Consider the following 19530-nt stretch of genomic DNA (forward strand, 5'->3'; position numbering starts at 1 on the left):
TGCTGTTCTCAAACTCCAGGACGTGGACGAGTCGGGCCCGGAGTTGCGTCTGCCCGCGCAGGTCGTCGCGCTCGGCGCGGAGGCGGGCCAGGTCCTGCTGCTGCTCGGCCGCGCGGGCCCCCGCGGAGTCAGGCAGTACGTCGGGGACGGGGGTGCGGGCTTGGCCAGGGCGTAGAACAGGTCCTTGAGGCCCGTTCAGCTGGAGTCGCCGCCAGACTCGCTCGTCCCCAGGTCTGATTTGTTCCGGCTGGCGTGGAGCGGTGTCCGGGGCCAGGGCGGGGGTGCTCGCGGCACGAACGGCGGGCATGCGGGCGGTAGAAGCCGTCTGGGGCGGGGCGAGGATGCGTGATGTGACGGCGCTTGCGGGGCCGGCGCTTGTCGCGGGTGCAGGATTCTCTTCTCCCGCGCAGTGAGCGTAGTAGGACGGTGTGCGCCGCAGGCGCGACTGCGCCTACAGTCGATCTTGCAAGGCAGGTCCCTGCGGCGGCCGTCTGCCGTGCGTTGGTCGTCTAAGGACAGATGCCCCGCTTCCTGCGGGGAGATGCAGGTGTAAGGCATGCCCGGCGCTCCACTTGGTCCCGTCCCCGCCTCGTCAGGGGATGGGACTTCTTCACATCCGTAGCCGGTCATGGCGTGCCTAGCCGTTACTCACTATCGAGTGAACGCTCCTGGCCGGCTGGGGTGGCGTGACCTGGCGGTTCGTTCCTTGAGGCCAGTGCTGGTACAGGTTCCGGCCATGAGGGCGCGTCAATGCCGGGACTCCAACAAGTGCTCCGGCGGCAACACCGCCAGCGAGTACCTGACGATCAAGAACTACTCGCGGAGCAACGTCAATCTGAACGGCTACCTCGTCAAGGACGCCGCCGGCAACACCTACACCTATACGAGCAACCACACCCTCGAGCCCGGCGAACAGGTCAGCCTCTGCGGCGGCCGAGGCACCGACAGTGACGCGAAGAACGTCGCCTACCGGCAGAGCTGCAACTTCATGTGGAACAACGACAAGGACACCATCTACCTGTACAAGCCGGGCGGCGCCCGCGCCGACGTCCACTCGTACACGCAGAAGGCCAACGACCGCGACGGCAACTGCTACATCACCTACCACGGCTGACCACCCGTCATCGAGACGTGAGAGCCGGCTACCGGACGCACCGGGGTCGGCCCTCACGGCCGAACTCGGCCGGCTGGTAGCTGCCGGAGTCTCACGCTTTTGGCCACCGGGCGATGGACCCGGCGCATACGAGTGCTCGACAAGCCTCAGGGACTCGGTGCGGTCAGGTACCGCTGGATCGTCGGTGCCAGCCATGCCACCATCTCCGCCCGCGCCAGCCCCACCGCCGACGGCATCCGCAGGACGTACCGCGTGAGCGCCAGCCCCAGCAGCTGCGACGCCATGAGTGCCGCCCGTGCCGGGACCTGCTCGGGGTCGGGGCACACCTGCCGGGCGACCGGCAGCAGCTGGTCCCGCAGGATGCCCTGCATGCGCTCCGCCCCGGCCTGGTTGGTCACGCCGACCCGCAGCAGGGCGGTGAGGACCTCGTTGTTCTCCCACATGTCGAGGAAGTGCTCGACGAGGATCCGCCCCGCGACCTGCCGGCTGTCCGCCCCGCTCACGTCCGGCAGCCGCAGGTCGATGGCGACGGCCGCCGCGAAGAGGCCCTCCTTGTTGCGGTAGTACCGCATCACCATCGACGGATCGATGTTCGCGTCCTTGGCGATGGCTCGGATGGTGGCTCGCTCGTAGCCGTCGGTCGCGAAACGCTCGCGGGCCGCCACGAGGATCGCCCTGCGAGTGGCGTCGGAGCGGCGGGGGGCGCCAAGGCCGGGAACCGTGGGGGTGCTGTCGCTGCCGTTCATACCAACAAGCGTAGGCCAACGAATGTAGGCCAACAAACGTTCGCCAACATTCGTTTGCCAACGACTGTTGACAACCTATGCGCTGTCTCGTATCTTCGCCAACAAGCGTTGGCCAACATCTGTTGGCGACAGGCGATGGCAAGCAAGCGTTGGCACCAGGAGGCCACCATGCACGGCACCGCGACCCACCGCACCGTGATCGTCGTCGGCTCCGGCCCCACCGGCCTCCTCCTCGCCGGTGACCTCGCCTCAGCCGGCGTCACCGTGACCCTCGTCGAGAAGCGGCCGCGCAAGATCAGTAACTTCTCCCGCGCCTTCGGGGTGCACGCTCGCACCCTGGAGCAGCTCGACGCCCGCGGTCTCGCCGACGAACTCCTCACCACCGGCGCCACCATCACCGGCCTGCAGCTCTTCCGCCGCCTCTCCCTCGACCTGAGCACGCTGCCCTCGCGTTTCCCGTTCCTGCTCATCACCCCGCAGTACGAGGTCGAGCGGCTCTTGGAGCGGCGGGCCCGCGAGGCCGGGGTCGAGTTCGCGTACGAGAGCGAGGTCGTGGGGCTGCGGCAGGACGATGACGGGGTCGACCTCGACGTGCGCAGCGCGGACGGGGCGGTCGTCACCTGCCGGGCGGCGTATGTCGTCGGTGCGGACGGTCACCGGAGCGCCGTGCGGGAGGCGATCGGCCTGGACTTCCCCGGTGTCTCCGTCATCAAGTCGCTGATCCTGGCCGATGTCCGACTGTTCGAGAAGCCCGAGGGCGTCCTCACCGTCAACGGCCGCGGCGACGCCTTCGCGATGATCGCCTCCTTCGGCGACGGCTGGTACCGGGTCATGGGCTGGAACCGCCGCAACGAGGTCTCCGACGACGCCCCGCTCGACCTCGACGAGGTCAAGGAGATCACCCGCCGCGCCCTGGGCACCGACTACGGCATGCACGACGCCCGCTGGCTCTCCCGTTTCCACAGTGACGAGCGCCAGGCACCGCACTACCGGGTCGGGCGGGTCTTCCTCGCCGGGGACGCCGCGCACATCCACTCCCCGGCCGGTGGGCAGGGCATGAACACCGGCCTTCAGGACGCCGCCAACCTGAGCTGGAAGCTCGCCGCGGCCGTCCAGGGCAGGGCGGCCGAAGGACTTCTCGACAGCTACGAGGCCGAGCGCCACCCGGTCGGCAGGGTGGTGCTGCGCAGCAGTGGCGGACTGGTCCGGCTGGCCCGCGCGCGGAATCCACTGCTGCGTGCCGCCCGCGGTCTTGTCTCCGCGTTCGTCGACATGGCCCCGCCCGTCCAGCGCAAGGCCCTGGGTCAGATCACCGGCATCGGCTACGCCTACCCCGCCCCCCGCGGCGCCCACCGCCTCACCGGCACCCGCGCCCCCGACGTCGCCCTGAAGGACGGCCGGCTCTACGAGGCACTGCGCGGCGGCCGGTTCGTGCTGATCACGCCCGGGACGTACAAGGGCCCCGGTGTCCGTGAGGGGTGGCTGACCGTGGAGCGCTGGGCGGGCGACCGCCGGACGACCGTCCTGGTACGGCCCGACGGATACGTGGCCTGGGCGGCGGAGGGTGCGGATGCGGCGGGGATAGCGGAGGCGGTGGCCCGGTATCTGGGCTAGCTGGGCCCTCTCGGCTGGATCATCCCGGCATCGCGGGGCCAGGGCGGTCAAAAGGCGCCGCACCTAACGGCCGGGCTGATCCAAACGACAGAGCCTAGCGCAGCGCGGGCCTGCAGACCGAGCAGTACCCGCGTGCCGCCCGGGCACCGGCCTCAGCGTGCCAACACTCCCCGGTACGGCCGCACACGTGCGGTACCACCCGCCACCCCCTCGCCGCACCGTGCAGCACATGCAAGCAGTGCCCCGGACCAACCAGTGGGATGCTGTTTGAGTTCTGCGAACCGAAGCGACGGTTCGCGTTCCCTGGGACGCCGTCTTTGATCTTGCTCGCGCAAAGGACCGTTTGTGGGAGGAAGCCGGTGTTTCGGGAGGTTCTGGAGGCGCTGATCTTTGGTCGGGAATCGCGCGCCGCCGTCACTGCCGGTCAAAGGCAGCAGCGACCTGGTCCAGGACGAGCCGCCAGTGCGTCCGCTGCTGTTCGCGCTCTTCGGCGCTCGCCAGGTGCTCTTGATGGAAGCGGAGCATCGTCCGGGCCCCGTCGGCGGCGGGGGTCAGGGTGACCTGGACCGTGGTGGTGCCGTGGGTGATGCGGATGCGGTCTGCCGGGCGGTAGCCGCGCACCTCACCCGCCGCGCCTGCGGCCGTCCGGTAGGGGGCGCCGCGTTCCGGGGTGAGGACCGCGCCGGGGCCGAGCCAGAGGGCGAGCCCTTCGGGGCCGCTGATGAAGTCCCAGACGACGGGCACGGGGTGGGGCAGCGTGCGGGATACGCCGATCTGCCAGCCGGCGTCCTTAGTGAGCCCTGTGGGCATGGCGGTCATCCTTCCTCGGAGTGGCGGGCGCGCAGCGCCCTGACCTTGTGGCGGTTGCCGCAGTGCTCCATGGAGCACCAGCGGCGGCGGCCGGGACGTGAGGTATCGACGTAGACGAGGTGACAGTCCTCGGCGGCACAGGTACGGATGCGGTTGGCGAAGGGACCGGTCAGCAACTCGACCGCGTCCCGGGCGACGGTGGCCGCCAGGTGCGTGCCATCGCAGGTTCCGACCCACTGCCGCTTCCCGGTCTGAGCGATGGCGGGAGCCAGTGCGGGACGGGCGGCCGCCTCATTGATGACCTCCAGGTCGCCGGAGGGGTGCGGCTCGCCGCGCGTGTGAGCGATGACCACACGCAACAGTGCGTCGCGCAGCCTTCGGATGTCGGCCACCTCGGCTTCGGAGATCTCCAGCACGGGCGTCGGCGTCAACCGCGACCGCTCAACCCAGACGGCGAGGTCGGCGGGCTCGTGCAGCACCTCATAGCGGCGGTAGGGGCCGGGACCGCCGGTGACCAGCAGTTCCAGGCACAGCGCGCCGGGATCGAACCGGTAGGCGACGCCGGCACGGGAGTGCAGCGTCAGTCCCTTGCTTACGGAGGAGTCCATGTAACCAATATAACCGGTTACACGGAATTGAGTTGGAAATTGGTCATCGACAGCACCAACGCGTCCGTCCTCGCGGACTTCTGGGCCCAGGCCCTGGAGTACGAGGTGGAAGATCCCAGCCCTCTCATCGAACAGCTGCTGCCCGCCGGCCACATCGGCGACAAGGCGGTCATCGAGCATCGCGGCCGCAAGACCTTCCGCGGCTACGCCGCGATCCGCCACCCCGAGGACCCGTTCGACAAAATGACTGGTGTCGACCGCGGCCGACGGTTGCTCTTCCAGGACGTGCCCAAGGGCAAGGCGGGCAAGAACCGCCTGCACCTCGACGTCCACAGCGAGCCCGGCGGCCTCGATTCCCCCAGCCCCGCCTCGTCTGTACGGTGACCAATGGGTGTGCGGCAGGCCGAGAATGCGGCGCCGCGTCAACCCCGGCCGCGTGCGGAGCAGCGAAAGGACCACAGTCCAGCCTGCCGCGCTACCGGCCCACATCGCACGGCGTTGTCCAGACATGAGCCGCAGCAGCAAGAAGAGCGAGCCGGCCTTCGCCGAACTGAACGGGACCTACTGGGTGGACGACTGCGCTCTGCCGTGCACGTTGTGCACCGCGCTGCACCGGTCACACCCCGCCCAGCCGCACACGCCCACCGCCGCAGGGGGTGCCGGGCGGCACCTGGCCCGCATCCGGGACGTGATACTGACCGTGGCCACGCTCACCGTCACCGCCGCACTCGTGTTCTCACTCACGCCCTGACACGGGGTTAGCCGCTCCCGCGAGCTGGCAGGGCTGTGCGGACGGGTGAACGGGCGTGGGTGAGGTAGGCGGTGCACAACGCCTGGCCTACGGGGCAGCGCGTGGGCCCGCACACGGTGCAGCCCTGGATGTGATCGATGTACGCACGGTACCGGGGCCCTTGGAGAGGGTCTCGATCCGTGCCGGCCTGTGTCATCAACTCGCTCCCGGAGATGGGGACCGAGCCAGACGCTACGACGTGTCACGAGCCGCTGGAACGGAGTTGCTGCAGACAGCACGCTCACGAACGAGGACCGCCTCCGCAAACATCACTTCCAGACCCGTGGCGAGCACCCCCACTGGACGCACCGGCTGCAAACTGGACGGAGGCCGCTGGTAGAGCGACTACGACGGGCACCTGGATCGACGGGTCAGGACTTCGCCAACAGCCTCGGCGACCCCCGCTGCCTGGTCATGGAGCCCTTTCCAACGTGCTGATGGTCCAGGTCGGACCACACCCGCCGAGCCGCAGGGCAGCCCGGTCGTCAACGTGTCTTGCGGACCGCTTCCGTGGGCTGCGACCATCCCGGCATGAACTCGCGAGTGGTCGGAATATCCGACGTGGACGGCACCGAACAGGTGGCTGTCGTCATCGACGTGATGCGGGCATTCACCACCGCCGCATGGGCCTTCCACCGCGGAGCAGACAAGATCGTTCTCGCTGCCGACAAGGACGAGGCACTGGCGATCAAGGCGCGTCACCCGGGCTGGCTCGCGCTCAAGGACGGGGCGCCGGTCAGCGGGTTCGACCTGGTCAACTCCCCCAGCCTGATCCAGGAGGCCGACTTGGCCGGCCGCACCGTGATCCAGAAGACCACAGCGGGGACGGTCGGGGCCCTGGCCGTCGTCGAGGCCGAATGGGCGCTGTGCGCCAGTTTCGCCGTGGCCGGCGCCACGGCCCGGGTCCTGACGGATGCCGACGCCGACCCGGTGACGTTCGTGGCCACCGGCGAGGACGGCCGTGCCGCCGAGGATCTGGCCTGCGCCGAATACCTGGGCCAGCTCCTGGCCGGCACGCGTCCCGACCCAGACCCCTATCTGCACCGTGCCCGTACCTCCCCAGCCGCGGACGACCTGCGCAGCGGACGACGCCGCGGGGCTCACCCCACCGATGTGGAGTTGTGCCTGGAGGTCGACCGGTTCGACTTCGCCATGAAGATCGGGCTCGAGAACGGGATGGCGGTGCTGCGGCCGCTGCCGACTCGAGCAGATACGGTGTCCGCCGCACATCGCGCACGGTAGTCAATGAGCCGTCCCGCCTCACACTGCCGCGAGGTGGAGCGCGAGGACTGCCTTCACGATGCCGGGGATCCGGACGGTGCCGCAGCACAGCCATCGCCAGCCCTGGAGCGCGGGCAGGATGGCCGTCTGTTCGGACAGGTACAGGGCGCCGGTGGCCCGTCTCCCCCAGATCAGGGAGCAGGTCAACGCCGAGCCGGCTACGAGGATGCCGCGACGCGGCCGGGCCGTTATGACCATTGCACTCACACGGGCGGCACAGTCGGCAAACCACTGACCGCGCCCCCTCCCCGGCCGCTATCAGCAACTCATGCTCACCTCTGTGCTGCGCCGCCGATCGTCGCCTACACGCCCCCTCACGCGGCCGAGACGCTCCTGTCGCGGAAGCCGTCACCCGCCTGCCGGTCGACACCGAGTCCCGCGACGGGTACGACCGTGACGCCTTCCGCCACTGGAACAGCGGTGACGACCCGTCCGTTGGCTGCTCAACACGGAGAGAACTCCTGCTTGCCGAGGCCGTCGAGCCGCCTGCGGTGGGGCCCCGGTGCCGGCTGTCGGGCAGGCGCTGCGTGAGGTCTATGCCAACGATCAGGGCGCGCCCGCGTCATTGGTCGCGGTCACCGCCCGGTCGAACCGGTCCAAGGCCGATCAGGACCCGGCCCAGTGGCTGCCGCCGGCCGCCAAGGTGCAGTGCCAGTACATCGCCGAGTGGGTGGGCACGAAGCCGCGCTGGGGCCTGACGGCGGACGAGACGGAACTGGCTGCGCTGCGGGAGCCGGCGGGCGACTGCCCGGAGCAGAGCGTGACCTACGAGCCCGCCGCGTAGCGTCCGCCCCTGCCGCGGGCGGTGGGGCGGGAACGGGGCCGGCCGCCGGGCGTCTGCCCGACGGCCGGCTTTCCTCGCGCGGGTGGCCGGGTCAGCCGTGGCAGGTGATGTAGCCGTTTGCCACCTCGGCCTGGCCGACACCGACACGGCGGCGGGCTGGCCCGTGGACAAGATCGCTCCGTCGGACCTGGCTGACGCGGCGCTCCACGGTGTTGAGGCCGGCGCCGGCGAGGGCCTCGCCGACCAGTGAGGTCGGGAGGTCAAGTCCCGTCTGCCCCTGGCGCCGGAAGAAGAGTCCACCTCCTCGATGGACGGCGTTGGCGGCGCTGACAGCGGCCTGAGGGGCACCTCGGCCCTCGGGCCGCAGGTACTCCGGCCTGCTGCTTCTCCACGGGCTGCTCGAACTCCTCGGCTCGACGTTCAACTCGGAGTGTCGTGTGGCTGATCAGGCGAGCCCGGTGGTCACGCCGACCCCCGGCGAGGCAGCCGGGCACATGGCCAGCCACTCCGAGGCGGCCGCCCGCTGCCGCGGGACGGCGGCCATTGGGCGGTCGTCATCTCTGTGTGGTCTGCAGATCAGCTTGAGCGGTGGTCAGGTTGGCCGCAGGTCAGTGCGGTGATGGAAGTCCGACTGCTGGAACGGCCGCGAACTCCGCACCACCCCTCCCCCGCGAATCTCGTGGTAGGACAGGCCGCCGTTGGCGTCCGGCTGGTCGCGTCCCGGATCGTGGCAGCTCCGGACCGGCACGAGCGCGCCTGGCTGTACGCCGCACACGGCAACAACCTGCGCGAGGTCGACGAAGCGGTGGCGACACAGCAGCGCGTGGTGGACCTCTTCGCCCGTCTCGCCGGGACGATCCGGGACAGTACATGGGGGGGGGTTGGCGATCAAGCTGTCCAACGGGGCCGCCCTCACTCTCCGTCCACCTGCGGAGGAAGTCGCCCTGCGTGAAGCGGTCCGGCTGGGCCGGGAGTCGGAGCACGAGAGAACGCCGATCGAAACACGCCGCTCGTCACGTCGTTGGAGCGGTTGCGCGAGTACCTGTCCGCGCGCGGATACCGTACTCGTCACCGCTGCTACCTGCCCGGGGGCGACTTCAACGACCGTATCCCGGTTCTGGCGGGACCCCATTTCAGCCTGACGACCTTCCCGCCGCAAACCTACGGGCAGCCGGCCCAGAACCACGTGCCTGAACGAACCATTCACCTGGCGTGGAGACCCATGGGCCACAGCAGAGTGGTTGCCGCCCAGGTGAAGCCTGCGCCGAAGGAGGTCACGACGACTCGTTGCCCGGCTTGGAGCCGCCCGTCGAGCGCGGAGTGGCTCAGCAGCAAGGGGATGGAAGCTGCCGAGGTATTGCCGACGTGGGTGATGTTGGACGGTACGCGCTCCACGGGAATGGCCAGTGTGTTGGCCACCGCCGCGCTGATGCGTGCGTTCGCTTGGTGAACGATCAGCCTGTCAATGTCCTGGAGGGACCATCCCGCTGCGGCAACCGACTCCTGGGTCACCTGAGTGATTCGCCGCACCGCGTGACGGAATACCTCGTTCCCATTCATCCGTACGTATCGGTCATCCACTCCGCCGGCTGGGTTCGAGGGGCGGCGGGAGCCCCCGTCGGGGATGCGGATGGCGTTCGCGTGCTCGCCGTCGCTGCCCCACACGGACGGTCCGAGCGTTCCTGGTTCGTTGGCATGCCCAGCTGTGAGCACGACCGCCCCTGCTCCGTCTCCGAAGATCGGTGCGGTGGATCGGTCGGTGGTGTCGATGACGGCCGACATCTTTTCCGCTCCGATGACCAGGACTGTACCGGCGGTTCCCCCGTGGATGAGTCCCGCCGCGACGGTCGTTGCGTAGACGAAGCCCGAGCAACCCGCGCCGAGGTCGAAGGCGGGCACCTGGCGCAAGCCGAGTCGGTGGGCCACCGTGGGCGCGGTGCCGGGCACGTGGTGGTCCGGGGTGGCGGTGGCCAGGATGACGGCGTCGACGTGTCCGACCTCCGCTGATTTCATCGCCCGGAGACCTGCCTCTGCCGCCAGGTCACTGGTGGCCGTCGCCGGATCGGCGATACGTCGCTCGGCAATACCGATACGGGTCCGGATCCATTCGTCCGTCGTGTCCAGGCGTGATGCGAGGTCGGCGTTGCTCACCGTCCGCGGGGGAAGGTAGGAGCCCAGGCCGATCAGCCGCGCGGCGTGCGCTCGCGACGGAGACGTGGTTCTACGTGCAAAGATCAATGGTTCGTCTTCTCTGTGTCTACTCGTTCGCGGCACCGCCGGCGGAGGGTCTGCCTTCGGTCTTGTGGGCTGACCGGCTGCTCGTCGCGACCCCGCTGTCGCTTGGCGTGCTGCCGCTGCGGGGCGGACGACGGCCGCGGCTGCTGCCTGGGCATCCGGAGCGCTGCTACGCCTCGTGGGTGGCACGCGGTCGAGCTGTCCGGGGGTGCGGACCCTGCTCGTCCGAACGCTCGATGTCGGGGGATGGCGCCGCCCGCTGTGCCACCAGGCTGACCAGATCGGCCATGGTGGCCGGCTTCGCCAGTTCGTGTTCGGTGATCACGACGCCCAGGTGCTCTTCGAGAATCATGGACAACTCGGTCACAGCCAGGGAGTCGATGCCGGCCTGCTCCTGCGTCGCCTGAGGTGTGATCGAGTCGGCCGGCAGGTTCCCCTGGTGGACCAAGATGCCTTTGATGAGGTTGAAATCGACCACGGTTGCGGCGTCATGGTCAGCGTCGGGTACGGAAGGTGCCTTCAGACCGGAGTGAGGAGGCAGGTCCTCTCGGCAGGGCGCCTGCGGGTCGTCGTCCGACCGCGGGAGGCCGCCCACGGCGTCGTGGAACAGGGTGGGCAGCTGGTTCAGGCCGGGAAGAGCGGCGTCGGTGACGAAGCAGACACTGGTGGTTTCGTTGTAACTGCATGCCACGATCGACGCCGGCTGGCACCGGGGGAGCCAGGTGAAGGGCTGGAGGCGGGTGACAGGGTCCCGTTTGTAGCGCAACGGCCGGTGGATGGCCAGGTAGGACGTGGTGACGGTGGCCCGGTCGGGTGTGGTCAGCCGGGTAGCCAGAGCGTGAAAGGCACGTGCGGGGACGAGGTCCATCACGGAACGCATGGCTTTGCGGCGGGCCGGGTCCTTCGTGGCGCGCGTGGTGGCGATGACCTGTTCGAGGCGGCGTTCAGCCGTCGGCTCGTGGCAGGGCAGGGACGCGGGGGCGAAGGTGAAGTAGTTTCCCGGCAGGTCGTGTTCGTCTGCCCGGCGCAGGTTGACCATCTTGATCGCCGGCACCGGCCTGCCGGCACCGCGGGGCCAGGAGTGTGCTGTCCAGGTGCGCAAGGCTCCGCTGAGGGCAGCCAGGAACCCGTCGTTCGTGTCGCCGCCGCGGGCGGTCGCTGCTTGTCGCAGTAGCTGGGTGGGCACGTGCGCCCAACTGATGTCACGGTGGCCGGTGAGGGGCAGCTCGCTGTCGTTCCACGCGTCGTTGAGGGCGCTCGCGCCCAGCATGCCGCGCACGGTGCCCAGGTAGGCCCCTGCGCCCGCCCGGGGCGCCGGATGCGTGCTGGGCGCGGGTGCGGTGCCGAACAGGGCGGTCAGGGTACCGAGCAGGCCCATTCCGTCCTGGGTGCTGTGGTGCGCTCGCAGGCAGATGGCGTAACGACCTGGGGCGTACCCGGCCAGCAGCCAGATGTCCCACAGTGGGCCTTCCTCGGGCAAGGGGTGCGCGATGAGGCCGGTGAGAGCTGTCTCAAGGTGCTGGTCGCCTGACGGGAGGTGCTGTTCGCGGACGCGGTGGTCCAGGTCAGGAGTGGGGTCGTGGTGCCAGCGGGCTTTGAGGCCGGGGCCCTTGAGGTAGTGCGTCAGGCGCGGCTCGCGCTGCAGGTGGGAGCCGACGTGGGCCCGCAGTTCGCTGAGATCTGGAGCGGTTCCCTCAAGATGGAGGATCACTCCGATGGTCTGGGAAACCGAGGGGTGGGCCTGGGCCATGTCGTGCATGGTCAGGTCCATGGGATTGGGACGAAGGGACACGGTCACGGCGTTCTCCGGGGTGGTGGTTCGGGGTGGGACGACAGGCAGCGGGCCGGCCTGAACCGGAAGATCCGCAGGCAGCTCCCGACCGTCGGGCGAAGGGGACGTAGACGGGGTCACACGGTGACGAGGTGTCCCCGGGCGGCGCCCCGCCCGGATCCCCTCAGGGGGTGGCGGTCACCGGTGGCGTGCGTCCGCGGCGGGTCACGGTTGCCCGGGGCGCGGCGACGGAGGGGAACGACAGGGAAGGCAGCGTCGCGAGCGACGACCCCGCCACGGGCGCGGGTCAGTGGCCCCTCGACGCACGCTGCGCCTCCGGTGAACAGGCGTACGCGCCCGGGCCGGGAAGGAGGAGACCACTCGGAACGGGACGGGTTCACGGGGAGGTCCGTTCGGTGCTTCGCGCGCTGCTCTCCCGACCGGCCGGAAGGACGACGCGTGATGGCCGGATGCGATGAGTGAGGTGGTCCAGGGCGAGCAGAGTGAACGCGTCGGTCAGCACGGGGACGTGATACGGAAATGGACGAGGGCCGAGCATGTCGGGAACGGAGATGATGCTGCCGTCGGCACGCTGCTGAGCGAGCAGGTAGCCGGTGGCGCGCGCGGCGGGGACGGGATCGGGCTGCCCGGACAGGACGATCAAGGCGTAGGCGGTGCTGATGGCGTCGCTCGGGGCCCGGGTCTGCTGTCCGAAGCCACCGTCCGCGTTCTGAGTGTTCCGCACCAGGCCGGCGATCCGACCGCTCATGGGGTGGTGGGGTCGAGTGGCGAGGTACGCCCGGAAGAGGGTGTGCAGGCGACTGCTGCTCCAGCCGGGAGGAAAGGAGCCGTCAGGCAGCTGGCGGTCGGCGAGAAAACGCAGGGCAGGCCGGATCAGGTGACGGTGGCGGCCTTGGGTGTCCAGCGCGTTGATAGCGGCCGCGGTCATGCACGCCTCGGAAGGAGTGCCCGCTCCGTAGGTGGGGAATCCGCCGTCGACGCCGCGGACCGCGATCAGCGCGTCCAGAGCACGTTCGATCGAGTCGCGGTAGGTGGCCGGGTCCAGCTGATGGAGAAATTCGACAGCGACGGTGGTGCAATCCGTGTCGGAGAGCGCGGCCTGGTCGGTGTAGGACCAGCCGCCGTTGACGTGCTGAACGTTCACGAGGTGCCGGGCGATGCGGTGCAGCACTTCACGCGGTGCGCCGGCACCGCACAGGGCCAGGCCGGCGACGACGGTGCTCCACGTGTCGGTGTCGGTGACGAAGGGGAGGCCGCCGTCCTCCCGCTGGTGCCTGAGGGCGGTGCTCAGGCCGGCACCGACGACGCTCTCCATGCCGGGGACGTCCACCAGGGCGTGCAGGACTGACAGGTGAATGAAGAGGTTGCCCTCCCACACCGTCCCTGGGCGCTGGGTGGCCGCCAGCAGAGTGACAGCGTCCCGGCCGGCCCGTCCTCTGCCCGCCGCCCGGCCCAGAATCGCGTTCACGGCAACGGCTTGCACCTCAGCCCAGGGATGCAGCGCGCTCACATCGACGGCCTGGCCGGCGATGTCGGCCTGGTCGGTAGCGGCGCCCAGCATGGTGAAGATGGCGTGAACCAGGACGCGTTTGCGCGGTCCGGTGAAGTCGGGAACTCGACTGATGATGTCGTCGAGGGCCCGATGACGCGCCGGATGCCCGGTGCTTCGGCCCAGGACGGTGGCGGCCACAGCCGCGTCCATCAGGCTTGCGCTGCCTAGGTGGCGCTCCACGTGACGGACCAGGCGGTCACGCGCGTCGTGGAAATCAGATCCGCAGCGCTTGACGAGGGCCAGGGCGAGCGCGGTTTCCAGGACCCGGCTGCGGCAGGCGTCGCGCACGGCACCGTCCGCTCCCACCCGCCTGAGCACATGCGCCAAGAGACGCCCGCGTCCGGCAGACAACGTTGCCGGGAAATGCGACGGCGGCCAGGCCGGGGGGAGATCGGCGGCGGGGAGTCTCATCGGCGGCAGTCCTTGGAGAGCACGAGAAGGCATGGTGGCGCATGGATCGGCAGGGTCGGGCGAACGAGGGATCCGTCAGCTCGGCCGGGGTGCCCAGTGGGCGTCGAAGCGATGGGTGACATCAAGCCAGTGCAGCGTCGCGGCGACAAAGGATCCGAGCGTCGCCACGTAGCGCCGTACTCCTTCCCGCTCGGTTCCGGGAAGGGGCATCGCCGTCAGCGAGGCGGCCAGCGCGTGGAAATCCCTGAGGCGGTCATCGCGCATCACCGTGGCCTGGTCGCGTGCCGAGGACAGGGAGCAGCCGTGCTCACGGCTCAACACGGTTACCAGGTTGTCGCGGTCCTCCCGCAGGTCGTCCTCGGCCGACACCAGGTCGTTGGTCCAGCCGGCCACATCAGCCGCAGCCCGCCGAAGGGCCCTCATGAGGCCGCCCCCGGTGGGCAGGGCGGGCCAGGGCGCGCCGGTGGTGCACTCCAGGATGTCGGCCATGGGCAGGGCCGTGATAGTCCTGCGACGCCGCAGGACGTAGGCGCTGAGCCCCAGCGGGGCCCGTTCGGCGCGGCCGAGGGCTTCTTCGTGCATGGCCAGGGCGAAGTCTCGGTAGTCGGCGATGAACCGCTCCTGCCACTGAGTGGACATTCGCGGAGCCGTACGCCGCCACAGGTCATCCAGGGCGTGCTCGAAGCCCTTGCCGCGCCCGGCGTGGCCGCCGGTGATCACTTCCAGCAGCCGCGCGAACAGGGACGCGACCTCCTCCGGCCGGGCATCGAGGCGGCTGCGGTCGAACCGGTCGTCGACCAGGCAGATGAATGCGGCCCACTGGGCCGTCAGTTCCAGATCGCGGTCACTCGCTTCCGGCGCGGTCAGCTCAGCGAGTCTCCCCAGCCGCATGGCGGCCAAGCGTTCCTCTTCGAAAGCGTCGCCCACCAGGCCCGCATTCCGCGCCCAGGTCAGGACCGCAGCGCCGGCCTTCTCGGCCCGGACCTCACCCATCAGTCCAGGGCTCCCCTCGGACCAGGACCCACGAGGCCGACACCCGTCTCCCCCGGCACCGACTCAGCCCGACGCCGATACCACATCGACACGGCCCGCCAGCGTGGCCAGGCTGCTCCCCGTGGGAACCGGTGAGGCGTCGAACGCTCGCGAGAACACCGCCGCACCGTCCGGCTCGAGCGTCGTGTCGAACGGCTGACTCTCGACAGAGCCGGGCGAGTTCAAGGACGGCGGGGTGACCGTGACCCTCGCCATGTCGAGTTCGTACGTGGAGAGTTCGACCGGTTGCGCCGCTTCGTCTCCGACCGCCGCATCCGTGAGCAGAGACCGCCGCGCCATGTCGCCGTGTGCCCCGGTGAAGCGCAGAGTGCGCCCGTCCGAGGCCCTGGTGAAGGTCATGTCGCCACCCGCCGTCCAGGAGCCCTCGGTCAGGTCGAGACTGATCGTGCCCTGCATGGGCCACCGCACACACGGGGTCGGCCCTGAGAAGTCCAGCACGGCCGGAGCACCGGCCGCCATCACCACGCCGTCAGCCGCAAGATGCTCAGCCGCCGCGGAAGTCAAGCACCATGTGACCGTCCCTTCGACGGGCATCACGGGTCCCGCAGCCACTGCCACAGACACGCCGACGGCCGACAGGGAAAGCAGAGCGGTGGCGATCAGCGTACGACGCCGCATGAGCAAGCCTTCCGTTGGAGGGCTGCCAGAATTGCCTACAACACCGCCAACACCGGGTGAGTGAACGTTTTTTGTCATTGAAGTTCACCTGAAGGCATGAGATGGGTGCCCGCTCCATCTGAGCACCGACGCAACCCACGCGTCGGTGCATGTTGGAAAGGGGGCTCCTGGCCCCCTGCGGCATCGCCTCGATCACGCTGCCGGCCTGCGTGCTCACTCCCCGTGGTGTGGGCAGGAGCATGAAGCCGTGACGAAACAGCTTGTCCCCCTCCCCGAGGAGCCTCGGCGTCCCAGCGTCTTCTGCTGCCGTGCCGAAGGCGGCCCGCCCCGGGATGTTCACTCAGGAGCGAACGTCCGCCCATGCGGGAGGTGTTTCGCAAATCAGCGTGCCTCAGGGCTCGGGGAAGAGTTCCTCCGGCATGTTCGGGTAGACCACGGGGCGCATCCAGCAGGTGGTGGCTCTGCAGCCGACGCTCGTGTGCAGCGAGGAGGTGCTCGCCGGCCAGGGACCTCCGTGGTGCATGACCGGGGTGACGGCGACACCCCGTGGGCCAGCCGTTCCAGATGAGCCGTCCGGCCGGCAGTGCGCCCGACAGACCGCGGACGAGCGGTTCGTCCTCCCGATCCTGTCCGTGGATGGATGCGGTGAGAGTCCCGGGCAGGGGGACTGGGACCGGCTGTACATCCATGTTCCCTGCGCCATGCCTGAGTTGATCACCGAGCCCGGGGGGCTGAGGGTGTTCCCTGCTGCCCGCCCACTCCCCCGGCCGCGACCCCGTCGAGGGCGTGTGGGCACATGTCGAACAGCCCGGCGATGCTTCGCCGGGCTGTTTCTCCCGGTTCCGCCCCGGGCACGCCTCGAGCGCCTGCTGAGCCTCCACTCAGTGGATCATGCCGGACCGTGTGCTCGGGCATGATCCACGGAGAGGCCTCCGTCAGCGGTTCAGGGCTGACTCCTGGTGGTGGACCCGGTCGTCGCCGCGGGTCGCGTGCCCCTCCCCCGGACCCGCTGCCGAGATCGGCGGGATGTGCCGCAGTAGCGTCATCACCAATGCCGCGGTCACCAGGGCGAAGCCCGCGCTCACCATCGCCGCGGTGTGAAGTCCCGAGGTGAACGCCTCGCGGGCGACGATGATCAGTTCCGTGCCGTTCGGCAGACGTTCGGCTGTCGCCAGGGCCGCGCCGAGCGTGTCCCGCGCCTGTGGCGGGGCGTCCGCGGGTATGCCTGAACGGTAGACCGCGACCGCGACACTGCCGGTGACGGCGATACCCAGCGCCAGTCCCAGGTCGTACGCCGTCTGACCGGTCGCAGCCGCTGCTCCAGCCTTCTCCGGCGGGGCGGAGCCGACGGCGAGGACGGTACCGAGGACGCTGATCGGGGCGACACCGAACATGATCACTGCGAGGGCGGTCGACATGGGGGCGACGCCGGTGGCCATCGTCATCGCCATGTAGCCGGTGAGCGAGATCAGCAGGCCGCCGAGAAGCACATACGCGGGACGGAAGCGCCGCGCCAGTGCCGGTGTCAGCTGCGAGCCGGCCACCAGTCCCGCGGCGCCCGGCAGCAGCCAAAGGCCCGCATCCAGCGGTGACCGGCCCGCCACCGCCTGGAGGTACTGCGGGACGAGGTACTCGACGCCGTTCAGGGCCGCCATGCCGAGGAGGAGGGTGAGGAGGGCACCCGTGAAGGCTCGTCGACGGAACAGGCGCAGGTCGAGGAACGGGGCTTCGAGTCGGTTCTGGCGGTGGACGAAGAGGATCACGAAGACCAGTCCGACGGCGAAGGCGGCGGCAGCCGACGCGTTCGGGCCGTGCCCGGCCACGCTCTTGATGCCGTACACCAGGGGCAGCACCGCGAGCAGGAAGAACAGCACGCTCACCAGGTCGAGGCGTCCGGCCGCGGGGTCGCGGTACTCGGGCAGCAGCACGGGGGCGACGAGGAGGACCGGAGCCATGACCGGCACGCCGATCAGGAAGGCCGAGCCCCACCACCAGTTGTCGAGGAGGGCACCGCCGACGATCGGTCCGGCGGCCAGGCCCACCGAGAGGGCACTCACCCACATGGCGATCGCCGTCGCCCGCTGGCGTGGGTCGGCGAACATGTGACTGATCAGCGCGAGCGTGGACGGCAGGACGGCTGCCCCGGCCACTCCGAGCAGCGCACGCGCCGTGATGAGGGTTTCGGGGTTCGGCGCGTAGGCGGCGACGAGCGAGACCGCGACGAAGCCGGCCGAACCGGCCATCAGGAGCGTGCGGCGGCCGATGCGGTCACCGAGCGTGCCCATGATCACGAGCAGGCCCGCGGTCAGGAAGCCGTAGATGTCGGTGATCCACAGCACCTCGGCGCTGGTGGGCCGCAGGTCCGCGGTCAGATAGGGGGTGGCCAGCCACAGGACGCCGAGGTCGGCGGTCATCAGGGCCACGGGAACCAGGAGTACGGCGAGTCCGAGCCACTGGCGAACGCCCGCCCGGGCGGGGGAAGAGAGGGGTGAAGGGGTCGGTGCAGTCATGGGGAGACCTTCCAGCACGGTGCTTCGGGTTCGGTTCGGGTGGTGTGTGGTGCGGCTGAGACGGGCCGGAAGTCGCGACGGAGACGACCTCGGCCACCCCGGCGGCGCAGGGCCGGCCAGGATGGCCGCGGTGGTGCTGCTGTTCAGTCACGCACGTCCAGGACCGCCTGTGCGGCCGACAGGATCTTCCGCACCCGGTCCGGGCGCGACGCCTCCGGTATGCCGGAGAGCTCGGTGTCGTGCACGAGGTGAACCTCCGCGTCGGTGATTCCGCAGAACTCCGAGATACCCACGCGCAGTTGGGTGTCGATCGCGGTGTCGAGGCCGGCCTCGTGGTAGTCCGCCGAGGAGCCGCCCGCCAAGCCCAGCCACCGCATCCGCTTGCCCGCGAGGCGCGGCCTGCTGCGACCGTACGCGAAGCCGTAGTTCCACACCCGTTCGATCCAGCCCTTGAGGACGGCCGGCGGACCGAACCACCACACGGGGAAGACGACGATGATGTCGTCAGCGGCCTCGATGCGCTCCATGTGGGCGCGGACTTCCGGGGAGTAGCGCTTCTCACGGTCCGCCCAGTCCGGTTCGTCGACCGGAGTCAGGCGTGGGTCGAACTCCTCGGCGTACAGGTCGAGTACGTCGACGGTGCCGCCGCCGTCCTTGATGCGGGCGTGCAGGTGGGCGGAGGTCTGGGCGGTCAGCGAGTCGGGGCGTGGGTGGGTGGTGACGAGGAGGGTGTGGGGCATGACGCAGCCGCCTTCCGGTACCGCGGGTCGGGTTTCAGAGGCCGAGGCCGGAGCCGCCGCTGGCGTCGATGTTCTGGCCGGTGACCCAGCGGCTGTCGTCGGATGCGAGGAAGGCGACCACGTCGGCGACATCGTCCGGCTGGCCGACCCGGTCGAAGACGGAGAACGCGGCGGCGTGGGCCTTGGCGGCGGGGTCTGCCATCCACGGGTGGATGTCCGTCTCGATCGTGCCGGGTGAGACGGCGTTGACCGTGATGCCGCGGGAGCCGAGGGTCTGGGCGAGGGTCAGCGTCAGTACCTCCACCGCGCCTTTGGCAGCGGCGTAGGAGGTCATTCCGGGGAAGGCGACCTTGGTGACGCCGGAGGAGATGTTGACGATCCGGCCGCCGTCGCGCAGCCGGTCGAGGCCCTTCTGGATGACGAAGAAGGGGGCCTTGGCGTTGACCGCGAAGACCTTGTCGTAGTCGGCCTCGGACACCTCGTGGATCTGCCCGGGGCCTGCGATGCCCGCGTTGTTCACCAGGATGTCGACACCGTCGGCGTGTTCGTCGAACGCCGTCCAGAGGGTGTCGGCATCGCCGGGGACCCCCAGTTCGGCACGGAGCGAGAAGGCGCTGCCGCCCATGGCCTCGATGGCGGTCACCGTGTCCTTCGCCGCCGTCTCGTTGGAGGCGTAGTGCACTGCGACGCGGGCGCCCTCGGCAGCGAGTCGTAGCGCGATGGCCCGGCCGATGCCGCGGCTGCCGCCGGTGACCAGTGCCGTCTTGCCGGTGAGTCGTCCCATGATGCCTCTCCCTGTTCCGTGTCCCGCGGAGTGCGGTCCCGTGTGGTGCGATCTGCTCGATGGGAGGACTGTGCCGCCTGGCGCTTCG

Annotated in this window: 18 protein-coding genes and 3 pseudogenes; 8 read left to right on the forward strand and 13 right to left on the reverse strand. The window is 69.7% G+C overall.

The features are described 5' to 3' along the window. Positions 1-22: 22 nt before the first annotated feature. Together ACFIF2_RS26765 and ACFIF2_RS26770 are read left to right on the forward strand one after the other, a co-directional pair. Positions 23-175: a hypothetical protein gene (locus tag ACFIF2_RS26765; RefSeq protein WP_395575793.1), complete on the forward strand. Its 153-nt coding sequence runs from the start codon at positions 23-25 to the stop codon at positions 173-175. 579 nt (positions 176-754) lie between these two features. Further along, positions 755-1114: pseudogene (locus ACFIF2_RS26770) on the forward strand (lamin tail domain-containing protein); the annotation flags it as partial. A 146-nt stretch (positions 1115-1260) separates the two neighbouring features. On the opposite strand, the gene ACFIF2_RS26775 reads toward ACFIF2_RS26770, so the two are convergent. Next, on the reverse strand, positions 1261-1860 hold the full coding sequence (locus tag ACFIF2_RS26775; protein ID WP_395575794.1) for a TetR family transcriptional regulator: 600 nt from the start codon (positions 1858-1860) through the stop codon (positions 1261-1263). 135 nt (positions 1861-1995) lie between these two features. Between ACFIF2_RS26775 and ACFIF2_RS26780 the strand changes: the two genes are divergently transcribed. Next, a complete protein-coding gene (locus ACFIF2_RS26780) occupies positions 1996-3474 on the forward strand; it encodes an FAD-dependent monooxygenase (protein ID WP_395575795.1) in 1479 nt (492 codons plus the stop codon). A 414-nt stretch (positions 3475-3888) separates the two neighbouring features. Here ACFIF2_RS26780 and ACFIF2_RS26785 read toward each other — a convergent pair whose 3' ends face one another. Next, positions 3889-4284 (reverse strand): SRPBCC domain-containing protein, encoded by a 396-nt coding sequence (locus ACFIF2_RS26785; RefSeq protein WP_395575796.1) that lies wholly within the window; start codon positions 4282-4284, stop codon positions 3889-3891. 5 nt (positions 4285-4289) lie between these two features. Then, positions 4290-4892 carry a CGNR zinc finger domain-containing protein gene (locus ACFIF2_RS26790; protein ID WP_395575797.1) on the reverse strand — a complete coding sequence of 201 codons (603 nt, stop codon included), beginning with the start codon at positions 4890-4892 and terminating at the stop codon, positions 4290-4292. Between the two features lie 45 nt (positions 4893-4937). Between ACFIF2_RS26790 and ACFIF2_RS26795 the strand changes: the two are divergent. The 3 genes and pseudogenes from ACFIF2_RS26795 to ACFIF2_RS26805 all read left to right on the forward strand — a co-directional run. Further along, a pseudogene (locus ACFIF2_RS26795) lies at positions 4938-5249 on the forward strand (VOC family protein); the annotation flags it as partial. Positions 5250-5400: 151 nt separating this feature from the next. Then, positions 5401-5643, forward strand: coding sequence for a hypothetical protein (locus ACFIF2_RS26800; protein WP_395575798.1), 243 nt, complete (start codon positions 5401-5403; stop codon positions 5641-5643). A gap of 570 nt (positions 5644-6213) precedes the next feature. Next, positions 6214-6924, forward strand: a complete 711-nt coding sequence (locus ACFIF2_RS26805; protein ID WP_395575799.1) for a 2-phosphosulfolactate phosphatase — start codon at positions 6214-6216, stop codon at positions 6922-6924. Positions 6925-6942: 18 nt separating this feature from the next. Here ACFIF2_RS26805 and ACFIF2_RS26810 read toward each other — a convergent pair whose 3' ends face one another. Beyond that, positions 6943-7170 (reverse strand): hypothetical protein, encoded by a 228-nt coding sequence (locus ACFIF2_RS26810; RefSeq protein ID WP_395575884.1) that lies wholly within the window; start codon positions 7168-7170, stop codon positions 6943-6945. An 87-nt stretch (positions 7171-7257) separates the two neighbouring features. Here ACFIF2_RS26810 and ACFIF2_RS26815 point away from each other — a divergent pair. After that, positions 7258-7747: pseudogene (locus ACFIF2_RS26815) on the forward strand (HNH endonuclease). A 97-nt stretch (positions 7748-7844) separates the two neighbouring features. Next, positions 7845-7997 (forward strand): hypothetical protein, encoded by a 153-nt coding sequence (locus tag ACFIF2_RS26820; RefSeq protein WP_395575800.1) that lies wholly within the window; start codon positions 7845-7847, stop codon positions 7995-7997. Positions 7998-8339: 342 nt separating this feature from the next. Here ACFIF2_RS26820 and ACFIF2_RS26825 read toward each other — a convergent pair whose 3' ends face one another. The 9 genes from ACFIF2_RS26825 to ACFIF2_RS26865 form a co-directional block, all read right to left on the reverse strand. Further along, positions 8340-8648, reverse strand: a complete 309-nt coding sequence (locus ACFIF2_RS26825) for a hypothetical protein (protein ID WP_395575801.1) — start codon at positions 8646-8648, stop codon at positions 8340-8342. Between the two features lie 302 nt (positions 8649-8950). Beyond that, positions 8951-10021 (reverse strand): beta-ketoacyl-ACP synthase III, encoded by a 1071-nt coding sequence (locus ACFIF2_RS26830; RefSeq protein WP_395575802.1) that lies wholly within the window; start codon positions 10019-10021, stop codon positions 8951-8953. 130 nt (positions 10022-10151) lie between these two features. Next, on the reverse strand, positions 10152-11780 hold the full coding sequence (locus ACFIF2_RS26835; protein WP_395575803.1) for a wax ester/triacylglycerol synthase domain-containing protein: 1629 nt from the start codon (positions 11778-11780) through the stop codon (positions 10152-10154). 370 nt (positions 11781-12150) lie between these two features. Beyond that, on the reverse strand, positions 12151-13614 hold the full coding sequence (locus ACFIF2_RS26840; protein ID WP_395575804.1) for a prenyltransferase/squalene oxidase repeat-containing protein: 1464 nt from the start codon (positions 13612-13614) through the stop codon (positions 12151-12153). 198 nt (positions 13615-13812) lie between these two features. After that, entirely contained in the window at positions 13813-14730 is a 918-nt protein-coding gene (locus ACFIF2_RS26845) for a hypothetical protein (RefSeq protein ID WP_395575805.1), read from the reverse strand. 63 nt (positions 14731-14793) lie between these two features. Continuing rightward, positions 14794-15186, reverse strand: a complete 393-nt coding sequence (locus tag ACFIF2_RS26850; RefSeq protein ID WP_395575806.1) for a hypothetical protein — start codon at positions 15184-15186, stop codon at positions 14794-14796. A gap of 1157 nt (positions 15187-16343) precedes the next feature. Further along, a complete protein-coding gene (locus tag ACFIF2_RS26855; RefSeq protein WP_395575807.1) occupies positions 16344-17918 on the reverse strand; it encodes an MFS transporter in 1575 nt (524 codons plus the stop codon). A gap of 143 nt (positions 17919-18061) precedes the next feature. Next, positions 18062-18658: an NAD(P)H oxidoreductase gene (locus tag ACFIF2_RS26860; RefSeq protein WP_395575808.1), complete on the reverse strand. Its 597-nt coding sequence runs from the start codon at positions 18656-18658 to the stop codon at positions 18062-18064. Between the two features lie 34 nt (positions 18659-18692). After that, a complete protein-coding gene (locus ACFIF2_RS26865) occupies positions 18693-19442 on the reverse strand; it encodes an SDR family oxidoreductase (protein WP_395575809.1) in 750 nt (249 codons plus the stop codon). Positions 19443-19530: the final 88 nt, after the last annotated feature.

The sequence above is a fragment of the Streptomyces sp. BK79 genome, from assembly GCF_044142145.1.
Classification (GTDB): Bacteria; Actinomycetota; Actinomycetes; order Streptomycetales; family Streptomycetaceae; genus Streptomyces.

Coding starts and splice junctions, on each gene's coding strand:
- ACFIF2_RS26860 (WP_395575808.1), bottom strand. CDS start 18,658: ATGCCCCACACCCTCCTCGTCACCACCCACCCACGCCCCGACTCGCTG.
- ACFIF2_RS26785 (WP_395575796.1), bottom strand. CDS start 4,284: ATGCCCACAGGGCTCACTAAGGACGCCGGCTGGCAGATCGGCGTATCC.
- ACFIF2_RS26850 (WP_395575806.1), bottom strand. CDS start 15,186: ATGCAGGGCACGATCAGTCTCGACCTGACCGAGGGCTCCTGGACGGCG.
- ACFIF2_RS26845 (WP_395575805.1), bottom strand. CDS start 14,730: ATGGGTGAGGTCCGGGCCGAGAAGGCCGGCGCTGCGGTCCTGACCTGG.
- ACFIF2_RS26775 (WP_395575794.1), bottom strand. CDS start 1,860: ATGAACGGCAGCGACAGCACCCCCACGGTTCCCGGCCTTGGCGCCCCC.
- ACFIF2_RS26865 (WP_395575809.1), bottom strand. CDS start 19,442: ATGGGACGACTCACCGGCAAGACGGCACTGGTCACCGGCGGCAGCCGC.
- ACFIF2_RS26780 (WP_395575795.1), top strand. CDS start 1,996: ATGGCAAGCAAGCGTTGGCACCAGGAGGCCACCATGCACGGCACCGCG.
- ACFIF2_RS26855 (WP_395575807.1), bottom strand. CDS start 17,918: ATGACTGCACCGACCCCTTCACCCCTCTCTTCCCCCGCCCGGGCGGGC.
- ACFIF2_RS26805 (WP_395575799.1), top strand. CDS start 6,214: ATGAACTCGCGAGTGGTCGGAATATCCGACGTGGACGGCACCGAACAG.
- ACFIF2_RS26790 (WP_395575797.1), bottom strand. CDS start 4,892: ATGGACTCCTCCGTAAGCAAGGGACTGACGCTGCACTCCCGTGCCGGC.
- ACFIF2_RS26800 (WP_395575798.1), top strand. CDS start 5,401: ATGAGCCGCAGCAGCAAGAAGAGCGAGCCGGCCTTCGCCGAACTGAAC.